The 14639-nt window shown below is 71.6% G+C and carries 13 protein-coding genes and 1 pseudogene; 2 read left to right on the top strand and 12 right to left on the bottom strand.

Going from position 1 to position 14639, the window contains the following annotated elements:
- Nucleotides 1–18: 18 nt before the first annotated feature.
- The 4 genes from ASG80_RS24425 to ASG80_RS09435 all read right to left on the bottom strand — a co-directional run bounded on the left by ASG80_RS24425 (nucleotide 19) and on the right by ASG80_RS09435 (nucleotide 4029).
- Nucleotides 19–702 (bottom strand): SGNH/GDSL hydrolase family protein, encoded by a 684-nt coding sequence (locus ASG80_RS24425; protein ID WP_056729949.1) that lies wholly within the window; start codon nucleotides 700–702, stop codon nucleotides 19–21.
- A gap of 85 nt (nucleotides 703–787) precedes the next feature.
- Nucleotides 788–1375 carry a hypothetical protein gene (locus ASG80_RS24420; RefSeq protein WP_056729947.1) on the bottom strand — a complete coding sequence of 196 codons (588 nt, stop codon included), beginning with the start codon at nucleotides 1373–1375 and terminating at the stop codon, nucleotides 788–790.
- A gap of 116 nt (nucleotides 1376–1491) precedes the next feature.
- Nucleotides 1492–2550, bottom strand: a complete 1059-nt coding sequence (locus ASG80_RS09440) for an aspartate-semialdehyde dehydrogenase (protein WP_056729945.1) — start codon at nucleotides 2548–2550, stop codon at nucleotides 1492–1494.
- Between the two features lie 204 nt (nucleotides 2551–2754).
- Nucleotides 2755–4029: an aspartate kinase gene (locus ASG80_RS09435; protein WP_056729943.1), complete on the bottom strand. Its 1275-nt coding sequence runs from the start codon at nucleotides 4027–4029 to the stop codon at nucleotides 2755–2757.
- Between the two features lie 128 nt (nucleotides 4030–4157).
- Here ASG80_RS09435 and ASG80_RS09430 point away from each other — a divergent pair, with 128 nt between their 5' ends.
- Nucleotides 4158–4652: a hypothetical protein gene (locus tag ASG80_RS09430; RefSeq protein ID WP_056729942.1), complete on the top strand. Its 495-nt coding sequence runs from the start codon at nucleotides 4158–4160 to the stop codon at nucleotides 4650–4652.
- A 37-nt stretch (nucleotides 4653–4689) separates the two neighbouring features.
- Here the strand turns inward: ASG80_RS09430 and ASG80_RS09425 are convergent, their stop codons facing one another.
- The 3 genes from ASG80_RS09425 to ASG80_RS09415 all read right to left on the bottom strand — a co-directional run bounded on the left by ASG80_RS09425 (nucleotide 4690) and on the right by ASG80_RS09415 (nucleotide 7987).
- Nucleotides 4690–5049, bottom strand: a complete 360-nt coding sequence (locus tag ASG80_RS09425; protein ID WP_056729940.1) for a nuclear transport factor 2 family protein — start codon at nucleotides 5047–5049, stop codon at nucleotides 4690–4692.
- Nucleotides 5050–5131: 82 nt separating this feature from the next.
- Complete coding sequence (recR, locus tag ASG80_RS09420; RefSeq protein ID WP_056729937.1) at nucleotides 5132–5728, bottom strand: recombination mediator RecR; 597 nt, start codon at nucleotides 5726–5728, stop codon at nucleotides 5132–5134.
- Nucleotides 5729–5731: 3 nt separating this feature from the next.
- Nucleotides 5732–7987 carry a DNA polymerase III subunit gamma and tau gene (locus tag ASG80_RS09415; RefSeq protein WP_056729935.1) on the bottom strand — a complete coding sequence of 752 codons (2256 nt, stop codon included), beginning with the start codon at nucleotides 7985–7987 and terminating at the stop codon, nucleotides 5732–5734.
- A gap of 78 nt (nucleotides 7988–8065) precedes the next feature.
- Here ASG80_RS09415 and ASG80_RS09410 point away from each other — a divergent pair, with 78 nt between their 5' ends.
- Nucleotides 8066–8440, top strand: a complete 375-nt coding sequence (locus ASG80_RS09410) for a TraR/DksA C4-type zinc finger protein (RefSeq protein WP_056729934.1) — start codon at nucleotides 8066–8068, stop codon at nucleotides 8438–8440.
- Nucleotides 8441–8452: 12 nt separating this feature from the next.
- Here ASG80_RS09410 and lepB read toward each other — a convergent pair whose 3' ends face one another.
- From lepB to ASG80_RS24880, 5 genes and pseudogenes are all read right to left on the bottom strand, one after another.
- The gene (gene lepB / locus ASG80_RS09405; RefSeq protein ID WP_056729932.1) at nucleotides 8453–9172 is read right to left on the bottom strand and encodes a signal peptidase I; all 720 of its coding nucleotides are present in this window, start codon (nucleotides 9170–9172) and stop codon (nucleotides 8453–8455) included.
- 9 nt (nucleotides 9173–9181) lie between these two features.
- Nucleotides 9182–10471 (bottom strand): MFS transporter, encoded by a 1290-nt coding sequence (locus tag ASG80_RS09400; RefSeq protein ID WP_056729930.1) that lies wholly within the window; start codon nucleotides 10469–10471, stop codon nucleotides 9182–9184.
- A complete protein-coding gene (locus ASG80_RS09395; protein WP_156401755.1) occupies nucleotides 10468–11067 on the bottom strand; it encodes a helix-turn-helix transcriptional regulator in 600 nt (199 codons plus the stop codon). Before ASG80_RS09395 ends, ASG80_RS09400 begins: the two co-directional genes overlap by 4 nt.
- Nucleotides 11068–11082: 15 nt before the next feature.
- Entirely contained in the window at nucleotides 11083–11298 is a 216-nt protein-coding gene (locus tag ASG80_RS09390; protein WP_056729925.1) for a hypothetical protein, read from the bottom strand.
- A gap of 87 nt (nucleotides 11299–11385) precedes the next feature.
- Nucleotides 11386–14184 (bottom strand): annotated as a pseudogene (locus tag ASG80_RS24880) (AAA family ATPase); the annotation flags it as partial.
- Between the last annotated feature and the right edge of the window lie 455 nt (nucleotides 14185–14639).

The following is a 14639-nucleotide window of genomic DNA, read 5'->3' as shown; positions in this document are numbered from 1 at the left end:
CTCTCGACGGACTCGGGCTCAGAGCCCGATCCGCTCGAGCTCGGCGTCCATTCGGCGGGCGATCTCGGCGTACCCCTCGTCGTTCGGGTGGATGCCGTCGGCGGCCATCCACTCCGGATGCCCCTCGAGCCAATGCGACGCCCCGTCGATGTGGTCGGCACCCACCCGCCGAGCGGCATCCTCGACCCAGCCGATGATCCGGTCGACGGAGTCGGGTCGCTCGTCGGTGTACCAGAACGGCTCCACCACCACGAGCCGCGCGGCGGGCAGTTCCTCGCGCAACCGCTCCAGGTCGGCGTCGATGGCAGCCTGGATGTCGCCTGCGCCGGCGGGCATCGAGAAGTTGTCGTTCAGCCCCATCGTGACGATCACGATGTCAGGCGGCGGGTCGTGCTCGACGATCTGGTCGATCAGGTCGGCGCCGAATCCGCGGTTGTTCACGAATCCGAGCCCGTCGACGCTGGGATTGAACTCGTACCAGCCCCGGTCCTCGGCGATGATCGTCGACCACCGCCGCTCGGGCGAGCTCGCCCCCGTGCCGCGCGTGTACGAGTCACCGTAGAAGGCGACGATCGGCGCTCCATCGCTTGCCGGCACGGGACCGGACTCGTACGCGCCCGGCGAGCACGCCGCCAGTACCGCAACGGATGCCGCCGCCACGAGCAGGGCGACGGATGCCGTGCCGATGCCCTGAACTGTCACTGGCAGCCTCACGAGGACCTTGCGGCAGTCCAACGGAGGCGACCGACCCGGACCCGCGCGATGCGGGCCGGGTCGGTCGAAGGCGTCACACGCCTCGGCGTCGCCTGACCGCCAGGCGCTCGCCGACGACGAGCGAGCCGATGGCGATCGCACCGAGGCCCGCGAAGAGCAGCCAGGCTCCGTCGAAGCCGGTCTCGGCGAGGCCGGTGCCGCCACCCGTGGGCGTCGTCGTCCCCGCCGGGGTCGTCGCCGGCGGGGTCGTCGCCGGCGGAGTCGACGCCGGCGGCGTGGTCGGCGGCGTAGTCGGCGCGAGTTCGAACGAGAACGAGTAGTGGCTGATGTCCTTACCGCTCTCGTGCTGGATGACGACGGTCTGCGTAGGCGGATCGACCGTGACGTACTGCGGCCCATCGCCATGTATGACCGAACCGGCCTTCACGCAGTACTCGGTGATGACATATCCGTCGGGGGCGGAGATCTCCAACGACGTCACCTTGTCGCTGACATCGATCTTGCCCGAGTCGAGCTCGTCGCAGACCCCCTCCTCGGGCGGCGCCGACGGAGTCGGTATCGGTGTCGGAGTCGGAGGGATCGCGTACGCAGGTGCGGCGCTGAAGAGTGCGATGCCGCCGGCAAGAAGCAGCGCGGCACCGATGGCACGGCGATTGATCATGTTCGGGCTCCTCGGGTCGGCGTGCCACCACAACGGCGGACGCCGCCATGCTATGGGCCCTGCCATCCCGTGTCATCCCCCCGTAGGGGGGCGACATCCGCCGGCCGACGGACCCCCTAGACCTTCAGGGGCAGTTTCGCGGCCACGAGCTCCGCGATCTGCACGGCGTTCAGCGCCGCGCCCTTGCGCAGGTTGTCGTTGGACACGAAGAGCACGAGGCCCTTGCCGTCGGGCGCCGACTGGTCCTGGCGGATGCGTCCGACGTAACTCGGGTCGGTGCCGGCGGCCTGCAGCGGCGTGGGCACGTCGGAGAGGGCGACGCCCGGGGCATCCGCCAACAGCTCGGTGGCCCTCTCGGGCGTGATCGGGTTGGCGAACTCGGCGTGGATCGAGAGCGAGTGCCCCGTGAACACCGGCACCCGCACGCACGTGCCGGCGACCCGGAGGCCCGGCAGCTCGAGGATCTTGCGGCTCTCGTTGCGGAGCTTCTTCTCCTCGTCGGTCTCGAGGTCGCCGTCGTCGACGATGGAACCGGCGAGCGGGATCACGTCGAACGCGATCGTGCGTGGGAACTTCTGCGCCTCGGGGAACTCGACGGCGCGGCCGTCGTGCACGAGCCCGATCGTGTCCTGGGCGACGGCGGCGCGGGCCTGCTCGAGCAGCTCCTCGCCGCCCGCGAGGCCAGCGCCCGAGACGGCCTGGTACGTCGAGACCATGAGGCGCTCGAGGCCGGCCTCGTCGTGCAGCACCTTCAGCACCGGCATCGCGGCCATCGTGGTGCAGTTGGGGTTGGCGATGATGCCCTTCGCGGCCTTGTCGATCGCGTGCGGGTTGACCTCGCTCACCACGAGCGGCACCTCGGGGTCCATGCGCCAGCCGCTGGAGTTGTCGATGACCGTGACGCCGGCAGCGGCGAACCGCGGCGCCTGAGCCTTCGAGAGCGTCGCGCCGGCGGAGAAGATCGCGATGTCGAGGCCGGTCGGGTCGGCGGTCGAGGCATCCTCGATGACGATGTCCTCGCCCTTCCACGGAAGCGTGGAGCCGGCCGAACGCGCCGAGGCGAAGTAGCGGATCGACGCGACCGGGAAGTCGCGCTCCTCGAGGAGGCGGCGGACGACCGCGCCGACCTGTCCGGTGGCGCCGACGACGCCGATGTTCACTCCGTTGCGTGCCATTTCGTGTTCCTCACTTCTCGGGTCCGGCTCGTCGCGCCGAGGCCCGAACGTCAGTTCCAGTTTGCAGGACATCCGCCGCTTCGGAGGACGAGGGGGCCGTTTGGTGTTCTACGAAGGCAGGAAAGCCATGCAAACCGGCAGGGATTCGGGGATCGGATGCCGCGGCATCCCTGGCTCTGCGCGACGGACGCCGAGCGCGTCGCCTCAGCGGCCGGTTCCCGCGTGCACGACCGCGTCGTCATCGCCGTCGAGCTCGAACGCCGTGTGCACCGCGCGCGCGGCCGCGTGCACGCTGTCTGCGCGGGTCACGACCGAGATGCGGATCTCGCTCGTGGAGATCATCTCGATGTTGATGCCGGCGTTGTAGAGCGCCTCGAAGAGGCGCGCGGAGACGCCGGTGGCCGACCGCATCGCAGCGCCGACGAGCGAGAGCTTGCCGATCTGGTCGTCGTACTGCAGCGACGTGAAGCCGACGGTCTCCTGCGAGTTGGACAGCGCCGTGAGGGCCCGCTCGCCGTCGGACTTCGGCAACGTGAACGAGATGTCGGTGCGACCGGTCGAGGCGGCGGACACGTTCTGCACGATCATGTCGACGTTGGCATTCGTGTTCGCGACGATCTTGAAGATCTTGGCGGCCACACCGGGCACGTCGGGCACGCCGACGACGGTGATCTTCGCCTCGGTCAGGTCGACCGCGACACCGGCGATGACGGACTCTTCCACAGCTGCTCCTTCGGGAAGACGCGAGGGGTCATAGACGATTGTCCCCTCACTATTGTTGAACGACGAACGCACGTGCAGGATCACGCCGTGCCGACGGGCGAACTCGACCGCCCTGATGTGGAGGACCTTGGCCCCGGATGCTGCGAGCTCGAGCATCTCCTCGCTCGTGATGCGATCGAGCTTGCGGGCTTTCTTCACCACGCGCGGGTCGGACGTGTACACGCCGTCGACGTCGGTGTAGATCTCGCAGACGTCGGCGTCGAGTGCCGCGGCGAGGGCGACGGCGGTGGTGTCGCTGCCGCCGCGTCCGAGCGTGGTGATGTCGCGCGACTCCCGGCTGAAGCCCTGGAAGCCGGCGACGATGACGATCGCGCCCTCGTCGAGCGCCTCGCGGAGGCGCACCGGGGTGACGTCGACGATGCGTGCGGCGCCGTGCGTGGCATCCGTGATCATGCCGGCCTGGCTGCCGGTGAACGAGCGCGCGTCGTGGCCCATGCTCTTGATCGCCATCGCGAGCAGCGCCATCGAGATGCGCTCGCCGGAGGAGAGGAGCATGTCGAGCTCGCGCGGCGCGGGCAGCGGCGTGACCTCGGCGGCGAGGTCGAGCAGTTCGTCGGTGGTGTCGCCCATGGCGGAGACCGCGACCACCACGTCGTTGCCCGCCTTGCGGGTCTCGACGATGCGCTTCGCGACCCGCTTGATGCTCTCCGCATCGGCGACGGAGGACCCGCCGAACTTCTGCACGATCAAGCTCACGTGGTCTCCCGGGGTGGTGGCTGGCGCCGGGGATGCACGTCCGGTCGCCGGAGGGACCATCATACGGCGGCGCGTATGCACGCCCGGCAATGTGACGGCGCCCGACGGCCCGACGCTAGAGTGCCCTCATGGCGGAAGCGCTCGAGGGGTGGACGGACTTCAACGTGGCCATGGTGGGCGCCACGGCGGCGCTCGCGGGCCTGATCATCGTGGCGATGTCGGTGAACATCTCCACGATCATGACCTCGGCGACGCTGCCGGCGCGCACAGCGACCTCGATCGCCACGCTCGTGCTCGCGATCGTCGCCGGGGCGTTCGGACTGATCCCCGATCAGGGCACCTTCGCCTATGGCGTCGAAGTGCTGGTGGCCACGCTCATCGCGGGGGCCTTCCAGGTGCACGCGATCAACGTCATCATGAAGCAGACGTCGAATCGCGCCGGCTACCGGCTGCTCCAGAGCATTGCCGGCCTGCTGCCGCTCGCGACCTTCCTCACGGGGTCCGTGCTGATCGTCGCCGGCGCGGCGTCGGCGGGGCTCGTCGCCGTCGCGTTCGGTTCGGTGCTCGCCGTGATCGCGGCCATCATCATCGCGTGGGTGGTGCTCGTCGAGGTGCTCCGCTAGGTTCAGCGTGCTTCGTCCTCGATCGCGGATGCCGCGGTCAGTCCTTGTGCGGCCGCGGCATGTACCACTCGGTGTACTCGGTCGCCCGGCCGTCGTCGGCGAGGCGGATGATCCAGAGGTTGAGGTAGTCCTTCTCCGCGGGGTACTCGGTGCGGCCCTGCACCACCACGAAGTCGTCGTGCTCGTCGAGGATGCTCCAGTCGAACGCCCACGTGCCCGGTTCGTCGAGGTCCTCCAGCCATCCGGCGACGATGGCCTCGCGGCCGCGCCGCGGCTCCGCGTCGGGAGCCGTCCGGTACACCGCGTCATCGGTGAACAACGCGCCGATCTGCTCGGAGTCGTTCGATTCCCACGCCGCGACGTATCCCGCGATCCATTCAGCGCCTTTGCTCGCCATGCCTCCCATTCCAGCCGTGGAGGCGAGGGGCGTCAAGGGGTTGCGGCCGCCGTCGACGGCAGAACGTCGGTGGCGCCGCGGGTCAGCTGACGATGCGCCGGCCCTCGAACGCGCGCCCGAGCGTGACCTCGTCGGCGTACTCGAGGTCGCCGCCGACCGGAAGCCCCGACGCGAGCCGGGTGACCCGGATCTCGAGCGTGGTGAGCAGACGGCTCAGGTAGGTGGCCGTCGCCTCGCCCTCGAGGTTGGGGTCGGTCGCGATGATGACCTCGTTGACGGTGTTGTCGGCCAGCCGCTGCATGAGCTGGCGGATGCGCAGCTCATCGGGCCCGATGCCGTCGATGGGGCTGATCGCCCCGCCGAGCACGTGGTAGAGCCCGCGGAACTCGCGGGTGCGCTCGATCGCGACGACGTCCTTCGCCTCCTCGACGACGCAGATCTGGCTCGGGTCGCGCCGGGGGTCGCGGCAGATCGAGCAGGTCTCCTGCTCCGACACGTTGCCGCAGATCTCGCAGAACCGCACCTTGTCGCGCACCTCGAGGAGGATCTCGGCGAGCCGGGTCACGTCGAAATGCTCGGTCTGCACGATGTGGAACGCGATGCGCTGCGCGGACTTCGGGCCGATGCCGGGCAGGCGCCCGAGCTCATCGATCAGTTCCTGGACGATGCCTTCGTACACGTGCTACCCGCGCTCCCCGAAGCCGGGGCGGCCCGGCGCCTCGATCTCCTCGAGGAACGTCGCCCCGAGCACCTCCCGCACGACGGACTCGCCGTAGCGCTGGATGCCGTCGACCGGAGGCGTGCCCGATCCACCACGCGGCACGGATGCCTCGGCGACGATCTCGGGCGGCGGCCCGGGATCGAACGACGGCTCGATGTCTTCGGGCGGTGCATCGGCGTCGTCGGGGATGTCAGCGTGCAGATCGACGACTGCATCGGATGCCGCTGCCGGCGGCTCCGCGAGCGCGGTCGCGCGTGGGGCACGCGACGGGAGCTGTGCCGCAGCACCCGAGCCGGCATCGAGACCGGGCGACCCCGCCCCGGCCGACACCGCCGGCGCTGCGTCGTCGCTCGGGATCGCGACCGTGGCCCACGAGTCGACGGGCGCGCCGGGCGACGACGGAGCCGTGGCTGCCTGGCCGATCGCGCGGCCGGCGACGGGGGTGGGACTCGATTCGGAGGACGCAGCCCCCGCCTCCTGCGATGGGGCGGCGGCCGGGGTGCTGGACGACCTGCGCACCTGCGCGGGCGCGGGCGAAGGCGGCTCGGCGGACGGCGCGGCGCCCGCGCCGGACCGGGCAGCGGGCCCCTCGACCTTCGCGATGAACTTGACGGTGACGCCGAGCCCCTCGGAGATCGCGCTGCGCAGCAACTCGTTGACGCTCTGTCCGGGCGCTCCACCGCGGAACCCGGCGACGTCCTGCTCGCTGGGGAACGCCAGCACGAGCACCTCGCCGTCGCGGAACTCGCGCACCTGCGCGGTGAACGCCACCATCCACGCGCTGCGCCTGGTGCGCTGGAGCGAGGCGAGCACCTCGGGCCACGCGTCGCGCATCTGCTGCAGGGTGACCGGGCCGACAGACTTCGTCGCCGCGGGAGCCGGCTCGTCCATCGGCGCACGTTCGGGTGTCGCCGCAGCGCTCGCCCCGGCAGCCGCACGAGCGGGCACCGGAGCCGCGGGTGCAGCGGGAACGGCCGCGCGCGCCGGTCTGGGCGGCGCCGGCGCGTCGCGCATGGACGGCACCTCGACGGCGGCATCCGCCGCGGCATCCGTCACCCCGATGCGACGCTCGAGCCGCTCGACCCGCGCCAGGGCGCCCCGCTCGCTGTCGTCGCTCGACGGCACGAGCACCCGCGCGAGCATGAGCTCGAGGTGCAGGCGCGGCGAGGTGGCGCCGGTCATCTCGGTGAGGGTCTGGTTCACGAGGTCGGCGACGCGGGACAGCTCGGCCGAGCCGAACGCCGCGGCCTGCGCGGCCATGCGGGCGAGCTCGTCGTCGGGGACGCCGCGGAGCACTGCGGCCGCGGTCTCGGGCGAGGAGGCGGCGACCACGATGAGGTCGCGGAGCCGCTCGAGCAGGTCTTCGACGAAGCGGCGAGGATCCTGGCCGGTCTGCACGACCCGGTCGGCCGCGGCGAATGCGCCCGCGGCATCCTGCGCGCCGATCGCGTCGACGACCTCGTCGAGCAGCGCCCCGTGCGTGTAGCCGAGCAGTGCGACGGCGCGCTCGTAGTCGATGGTGGAGCCCTCGGAGCCCGCGATGAGCTGGTCGAGGAGCGAGAGCGTGTCACGGGGCGACCCGCCGCCCGCGCGCACGACGAGCGGCAGCACGCCCGCCGCGACGTCGACGCCCTCTTCGGCGCAGAGCTGCTGCACGTACTCGAGCATCGGCCCTGGCGGCACGAGGCGGAACGGATAGTGGTGGGTGCGCGAGCGGATGGTGCCGAGCACCTTGTCGGGCTCTGTGGTGGCGAAGATGAACTTCACGTGCTCGGGCGGCTCCTCCACGAGCTTGAGCAGCGCGTTGAACCCCTGGGGCGTCACCATGTGCGCCTCGTCGAGGATGAAGATCTTGTAGCGATCGCGAGCCGGCGCGAACACCGCGCGCTCGCGCAGGTCGCGCGCGTCGTCGACGCCGTTGTGGCTCGCGGCGTCGATCTCGACGACGTCGAGGGAGCCGCTGCCGGCCCGCGAGAGTTCGACGCAGCTCGGGCAGACGCCGCAGGGGACATCCGTCGGGCCCTCCACGCAGTTCAGGCAGCGCGCGAGGATGCGCGCCGACGTGGTCTTGCCGCAGCCGCGCGGACCGCTGAACAGGTAGGCGTGGTTCACCCGATCTGTGCGGAGCGCGGTCATGAGCGGCTCGGTCACCTGGGACTGGCCGATCATCTCGGCGAACGTCTCAGGCCGGTAGCGGCGATACAGGGCGGTGACCACGCATCAATCGTAGTTGCCGCGTGTGACACGGCGTCCGGATGTCACAGGCGTAGCATTCGTTGATCGGAAGGGGGCGAGATGACGGCGACGATGATGACCCCGGCACAGCTCGCACGGTTCGAGGCGCGGCTCCGAGCGGAGCGCGCCGACGCCGAGGAACGGCTCGCGGAGTTCGACGACGCGATGGCCGAGGTGCGCATTGCGAGATCGGATGCAACGGCCGACGACGAACACGACCCCGAGGGCCCGACCATGACGCAGGAGTGGTCGCAGCGCACGGCGGTGCTCGCCGACGTCCGCGCCGAGCTCGCCGACATCGACCGAGCCCTCGCGCGGATCGTCGACGGCAGCTACGGCATCTGCGCCCGCTGCGGCAAGCGCATCACCGTCGCCCGCCTCGACGCGCGGCCCACCGCGATGCTCTGCATCGACTGCGCGCGGCTCCGGGGCTGAGCCGCCCGCGGCCTACTCCACGGGGCCCATGCGCCCCGGCGGCCAGGCGACGAAGTCCGCTCGACCGATGACGTCGCCGCGTGCGACCACGCGAAGGCAGTCCGCACTCGGGGGTCCGGCTCCACGGCATCCGACCACCGAGTCGGCGGAGGCCGAGCGGTGGTCGCCCAGCACGAGATATGCGCCGGAGGGCACGTCCACGGGCCCGAAGCAGCGCATCGAGACTGGAGTCGACGCGCAGTCGAGGCTGCCCGCCTCGAACGGCAGGTCCTCGAAGACGTAGGGCTCGGTGAGGGGCCCGCCGTCGACGAGCACCCGGCCCTCGGCATCGCAGCATTCGACCTGCTCGCCGGGCAGGCCGATCACGCGCTTCACGAGCACACGGTCGACGCCGGGTCCGATGCCGAAGAGTCCGCCGATCCACTTGAGCGCCGTCGCGACTGAGATCGGTTCGGCGGGCCGGCCTTCGTCCCACGCTCCAGAGGCGGAGAAGACGACGATGTCGCCGCGCGCCGGCCCGCCGCCCGCATACGCGACGCGGGTCACGAGGATGCGGTCGCCGACCGCGAGCGTCTCCTCCATCGACCCGGACGGCACCTGGTAGACCTTCACGAGCAGGGCCTGCACGAGCGCCAGGACGACCAGGGCGGTCAGCAGGTGCCACCACGGCGAGAGTCCGCGCCGACGCGTGGATGCACCGACTGCCGTCACGGCACGCTGCTCATCGCCCACGCGCCAACGCTATCGGTCGGGGGCGGGCCTTCCGTGCTCACGCGCGGCGCTCAGCCCCGAGAACGAGCGCAGGAAGAGCGGACTTCCGCCGAGCACCAGGTAGAGCAGCGCGCAGGTCGCGAGCGTCGGCACGAGTCCGACCTGCTCCACCGCGAGACCGCCGAGCAACGCGCCGAGCGGCATGGATGCCGCGACGCCCGCCGTCGTCGCGCCGAAGACGCGAGCGCGCATGCCGTCGGGCACCTCGCCGTACATCGCGGTGGCCATCATGGGGTTGAGCGCGCCCGCCGCGAGGCCGGATGCCGCGAGCACGGCCAGGAGCACCGGCGACTGGGCGCCGAGCGCCATCGCGAGGTACGGCGGCCCTCCGGCCAGCACGAAGCACGTGGCGAACATGAGCCGGCCCGAGTAGCGGTGACCGAAGATGCCGAAGAGCGCGGAGCCCGTGAGGGCGCCGGCCGCGAAGCATCCGACCATGAATCCGAGCATCGCGGGATCGTCGAGCACCTCGGTGGCGTACACGGGCTTCAGCACGGCCATGCCGGCCGCGTCGATCGCATTCGTGAGCGTGACGAGCAGCACGATCGCGCGGAGCAGCGGATGCGTCGCGATGAAGCGGATGCCGGCCCCGAACCCGCCCGAGCCGGACTCCTGCCCGGCATCCGCGTCGTCGCCCGCCGCGGAGCCGCCCGGCACGAAGCACGCCACGAGCATCGCGGAGACGGCGAATCCGGCCGCGTCGACGACGAGCGCGGGCACCGGGCCGAGCAGGGCGACGAGCGCCCCGGCGGTACCGGCGCCGATCATCGATGCGGTGCGCTGCACGGCGGACTGCGCACCCGCGGCACGGGCGAGCGGCATCCGTGCGAGCCGGGCGAGATCGGGTGTGAGCGCCGTCTTCGCGGTGTCGCCCGGCGGGTCGAGCAGGCCGCCGAGGAACACGAGCGCGAGCAGCATGCCGAACGGCAGGCCGACGGTCGCGCTGAGCACCGGGATCGCGATCACGGTGACGCCGCTCGCGACATCCGCCACGATGCTCGAGACGCGGTAGCCGAACCGGTCGACGAGCACGCCGCCGAGGGCGCCGCCGATCACGAGGGGCACGGTCGCGAACACGCCGGCCACGCCCGCCGCCAGCGGCGAGCCGGTCTGCATGAGGGCGATGATCGGGATGGCGACGAGGGCGATCGCGTTGCCCCCGAGCGAGAAGAACTGCGCCGCGTAGAGCGCGACGATCGGCAGTCGCCGGCGCGGGGCATCCGTGGTGATGCCCTGCAGGGTCGGCGCATCGGCGGTCATCGCCCGCTCCTCGGGAACGTGTGGGTGATCCAGCGCACGGGCCGCGTGCCTTCGCCGCCCTCGCGGCCCCTCGCCCACCACTTCTCGCGCACGGCGGCGAGGTCGGCCGAGAGCTCGCGGAACTCCTCGAGCGTGAGGTGGGCGGCGCCGTCGCTCGAGTCGGATGCCGCGACCCACTCGGGCTCGAGCGAGAGCTCGGCGTCGAGCGCCTCGAGCAGCTCGCGGTGGTACGTCTCGAGCACGGCGCGCCGCATGGCCTCGGATGCCTCGCGCCGCTCGGGATCGTCGAGGAACTCCTCGGTGCGCCAGCTCGTCATCTCGTGCGCGGCGCGCCACCAGCGCTCGCGGCCGTCGCGTTCGAGCTCGGGGGCCGGCACCACGAAGCCGTGCTTCGCGAGGGTGGCGAGGTGGTAGCTCACCGAACCGGATGCCGCGCCTGTCGCCTCGGCGAGCCTGCCCACCGACTGCGGTCCCTCGACGCGCAGCAGGCCGAGGATCTTGAGCCGCAGCGGATGCGCGAGCGCCCGCATGGGACCCGCGTCGTGCAGGTCGATGGAGCCTTCGGCGCGAGGTCGGGGCTGCTCTGGAGTGGCCACGCCCTCATGCTAGTTTCACAAGGCTTCTTGCGCAATACTTCTTGTGGAACTCTGGAGGTCCCCGCCGGTCCGTCGGAGCCACGGGATCCACCGGGTGGCGTCGGCAAGCCGGCGTGCCCTGGTCGAGCTCGCGCGCGGGTAGCCGCGCCTGCGCTCGCGCTCCGCGAGTTCGGCCAGCCGAGCAGCGTGCTCGGCCTTGATGACCAGGTACATGCCCAGTGCGTCGTTCATGATGGTCCTTCCGTCCGGGCCGTCCGGCCCTCGTGACCACATGCTTCGCCTGCGCCCTTCCCCGGGGATGACCCGGCCGGGGAAGGATCAGGGAAGAACTGCCGCGCCCGAGACGAACTCGCCGGCAAGGGCCCGGCACCGGGCGGCGTCGAGCGGCTGGCCCGCGCGCTCGAATTCGCGAGCTGCGCGCTCTGCGAAGCGACCCGCCTCCGCGTCGCCCTCGTCGTGCGCAAGGTGGGCCCTCGCCTCGTCGAGCGCCCCCTGCCACGCGGTTCCGTCCCACAGACGCGACGACGCCTCGGCGACATCGCGGTAGTGGCGCGCGCGCTCGGGTTCACCCATGCGCGACAGGGCGATCATGGCGGGAACGGCGAACATGATGCCGCAGAACTGACAGTAGTCGTCGGCGCCGAAGGTCGCCTCCGCCCGGTCGATCACCGCGGACGCGTCGTCGTCGTCCTCCGCCGCGAGCACCATTACGCCATACACGCGCTGCAGGAGATGCGAGGCGATCAACGACCAGCGGGCGAGCGGCAGCGCCCGGTCGAGCAGTCGCCGGGCGGCTGCCCGATTGCCGCTGCGCAGCTCCACCTCGGCGAGGCGCTGCAGGCAGTGCGCTTCACCCGCATTCGAGCCCAGCTCGTGGTGGAGCTCCGCGGACTCCGTCAGCTCCTCGCGGGCTAGGTCGAGCTCGCCCGAAAGGAGGGCGGCCTCGCCGGCCAGGGCACGAGCGAACGCGACGGCGCGCAGCGCACCGGCCTGCTCGGCCGTCTCCCGAATGCCCGAGGCGAGCTCGATGACGTCACGGTACGGCGTCGGGCCGTACAGGAGGTACTCGGCAGCGCACAGGTAGCCGTCGAACACGGCGTTCGTCACCTCTGGGCTCTGCTGCGCAGTGCGCAGCTCGGAGCGGATGCGATCGAACCACTCGCCACGATTGTGCGCGATCTGGCCCTGCAGCGAGATGAGGTCGAGCACTCGCCACGAGCGTTCGCCGGCGAGCACGCGGCCCTGCGCCGACTCGGCGATCGCCCAGGCGCCATCCGTGTCACCCGCGGCGAAGGCGACGTTGGCCTGGGCGAGCAGGATCTCGGTGTCCTCCGGCCGGTCCGTCGCCACGAGACCGCTGAGCGCGGCGGCGGCCGTGTCGGCATCACCCGCCGAGAAGGCGGCGCGCGACAGCCGCGCGCGCAGAATCCGTGCATCGGCCGGCGAGGCGTTCTCCAAGGCCTCCCGGTAGGCGTCGACGGCGCGCGGATCGCCGATCGCGTGCAGCAGGTCCGCACGCACCCGCAGCAGCCGCTGCCGGTCGTCGCCGCGTGCGTCGCCCCGCACGCGCTCGACCAGACCGAGGGCGTCGCGGTAGGCGCCGATCGCGGCCTCGCCCTCGGCCGCGTCGAGGAGGTACGGCACGGCTCTTGCACGGTCACCCGACGCGAGGAACTGGTGGCCCACGCGAGCAGCAGACGCCCCGGCGGCGGCCAGGCTCTCGCCGATCTCGCGGTGCACCAGCCGCATGCGATGCGCGGGCAGGGCCGCCAGCACGGCGTCGCGCACGATGGCATGGCGGAACCGGTAGCCGGACTCGGTGCGCTCGATGAGGCCCGATGCGAGGGCGTCATCGAGACGCTCGTACGCCTCTGCCTCTTCGCCGCCGAACGCTGCGACGACGTCGTCGGTGTCGAAGCCGGTGCCGAGTACCGCGAGCCGCTGCAGCGCCGCAAGCGTGGCGGGGAGAATGCTCGCGACCGCATCCTCGTCGGCGTGGCGCTCCCAGTCGGGATCCTCGGCAGCCCTGCGCGTCAGCTCCCCCACGGCGAAGGGCAGGCCACCCGAGAGCTCCGTGATGCGCGTGATGGTCTCGTCGTCGGCCTCGGGCAGCCGAGCGCGCACGATGGCGGCGACGGCCGGGCGGGCGAGCGGGCCGAGTTCGATCCCCACCGCCCCGAACCGCGTGCGCAGAGCGTGGGCGAGGTCGGCGACGGCCACGGGCAGCGGGGCCGCCTTCATGCCGAACGCGAGCACGGCCCGTTCACCGTGCAAGGCCCGCACGAGATGGTGCACGAGGCGCAGGCTCGCGTCGTCGGCGTCCTGGAGGTCGTCGAGGACGAGAAGCAGTCCCCCTTCGGTCGCGGCGAGCCGGAAGAGAGCGGCCGTGGCCACGAACAGTCGCTGGTGCGCATCGGCGCCCGACCAGGGCGACGGGAGCGAGGCCATCACGCGTTCGATCTCCTCGCGGTACGGAGCGTCGAGTCGTTCGACGAGCGACGGATGCCGCCGGCAGAGGTCCGCGATCGCTTCCGTGACGGGCGCGTACGGCCAGGAGGCCTCGGCGGGGACCGCGCTGCCTGCTGCGGTGCGGAAGCCCTGCCGCTCGGCAGCCCGCTCCCACGTCGAGAGCAGCGTGGACTTGCCGACCCCCGGCGCGCCCGTCACGAGCACGATGCGCTCGCGTGACGCCTCGGCGTCGGAGAGCAGTTCGTCGATGAGCGCGACGTGCTGTTCGCGACCTGGGAAGGGCGCCTCGGCGTCGTCGCGGTGCACGGGCGGGGCGGGCTCGTCGGCGAGGGCACGGGCCCTGAGCCGCTTCGCCTCGTCGCTCGGCGCCACGCCGAGCTCGTTCCGTAACGCACGGTCGAGCCGCTCGAACTGCCGCAGCGCCGCGTGTCGATCCCCGCCGGCCAGGTGTCGGCGCATGACCTCCAGATGAGCGTCCTCGTCGCCGGGGTCGAGTACGACGAGCTCCTCCCAGCGCTCGGCGAGGCGCAGCAGCTGCAGGTGCAGGTCSGCGAGGTGGTTGCGTGCGGCGTCCACCCACTCCTCGTAGCGGTCCTGGGGCAGGAGCTCCCCCCGGTAGATCGAGAGAGCCATGCGGGCGGTGGCCGTNGCGAGGTGGTTGCGTGCGGCGTCCACCCACTCCTCGTAGCGGTCCTGGGGCAGGAGCTCCCCCCGGTAGATCGAGAGAGCCATGCGGGCGGTGGCCGTGTCGTGCAGCTCGAGTGCCCGTCGCGCGAGCCCCTCGAACTGCTCGACGTCGACGACCACGTCGACGCCTGGGAACAGCTGCACGAGGTCGCCGCGGAACACCACGGCGTCGACGTGATCGCACGCCCGTCGCGCGAAGTGCGCCGCCTTGTGCAGCTTCGGCAGCGCCTCCTCGATGGTGTCATCGGGCCACAGCAGGTCGAGCAGGCGCTCGCGATGCATGGCGTGGCCGGGGTCGAGCGCCAGCAGCTTGAGGAGAGCAGAGGCCTGACGGCGGCCCAGCGTGCCCGCACCCGTGAGAGATCCGTCGACGTACACGTCGAAACGTCCCAGCAGCTCGATCCTGACGTCGGGCA

The sequence above is a fragment of the Agromyces sp. Soil535 genome, assembly GCF_001428255.1.
In the GTDB taxonomy this organism is placed as follows: Bacteria; Actinomycetota; Actinomycetes; order Actinomycetales; family Microbacteriaceae; genus Agromyces.
This window is presented reverse-complemented; position numbering and strand designations above follow the sequence as displayed.